Annotated in this window: 2 protein-coding genes; both read left to right on the top strand. The window is 38.2% G+C overall.

The genetic code is table 11. From position 1 onward, the window contains the following. The first annotated feature begins 162 nt into the window (after nucleotides 1–162). A complete protein-coding gene (locus COV52_04615) occupies nucleotides 163–387 on the top strand; it encodes a hypothetical protein (GenBank protein PIR11289.1) in 225 nt (74 codons plus the stop codon). Then, nucleotides 384–668 carry an addiction module toxin RelE gene (locus tag COV52_04610; GenBank protein ID PIR11288.1) on the top strand — a complete coding sequence of 95 codons (285 nt, stop codon included), beginning with the start codon at nucleotides 384–386 and terminating at the stop codon, nucleotides 666–668. Before COV52_04615 ends, COV52_04610 begins: the two co-directional genes overlap by 4 nt. Nucleotides 669–793 lie beyond the last annotated feature (125 nt).

Below are 793 nucleotides of genomic sequence, written 5' to 3'. Positions count from 1 at the left end.
TTCACGCTGCAAACTGAGTAAAGTTGGTCCAAATTGTTCATTCTTCTTGTTAAATAGGGCTGGCTATTCGCCTCAAATAATAAACAATTTGGTCTCAACTCCCTCAGTTTTCGCTTGCAAAAATGAATTGTAAACAGGCCCTACGTTAGGCAGGGATTTGTCATGGGTATTGCAGTAAATTTAGATAAAGAGTTGGTTGACATGGCAAAAGCATATTCTGTGGTCGAGAGTCGGTCTACGCCTAAGCAAATTGAGTACTGGGCAAAGTTGGGTCGTATGGCAGAAGATAATCCGGACCTCACTTTTCATGATATCAAAGGTATCTTGCTTGGGTTAGAGGATATAAGGTCAGGGCGTGTCTCGAAGTATGTCCCTGGTGAGCGATGAATGTCTTTCTTACGAATACATTTAAACGCCTCATCAAACGTCTCCATGAAAATCAGATAATTGAGTTAGAAAAGGCTATTCAACAGATTCAAGAAAAACCGTTACTCGGTGATTTGAAATCTGGCGATCTAGCCGGAGTTAGGGTGTTTAAATTTCACATTGATCATCAGCTTATGCTGCTCGCTTATATCCTTGATCAGGCGCAAACCTCGTTGACTTTACTTTCTTGTGCGGCCCATGAGAATTTTTACGATAATTTAAAAAAATCAATTAAATCATAAGGTTAAAGAAAGTACAGAAAAGTTGCTACTGATGAATAAATCTTCTAAAAAGCCACCTTGCAATAAATAAAGTATTGCAATTTGCAATAAATTATTGTTATTGATACTACGTTAGGCAGGGATTT

Source organism: Gammaproteobacteria bacterium CG11_big_fil_rev_8_21_14_0_20_46_22 (assembly GCA_002796245.1).
Classification (GTDB): domain Bacteria; phylum Pseudomonadota; class Gammaproteobacteria; order UBA12402; family UBA12402; genus 1-14-0-20-46-22.
Note: the sequence above shows the minus strand (reverse complement) of the source record. Positions and strands in the feature narration are given on the sequence as shown.

Bases quoted from the DNA above. Each gene is read 5' to 3' on its own strand.
- COV52_04615 (PIR11289.1), top strand. From the start codon at position 163: ATGGGTATTGCAGTAAATTTAGATAAAGAGTTGGTTGACATGGCAAAA.
- COV52_04610 (PIR11288.1), top strand. From the start codon at position 384: ATGAATGTCTTTCTTACGAATACATTTAAACGCCTCATCAAACGTCTC.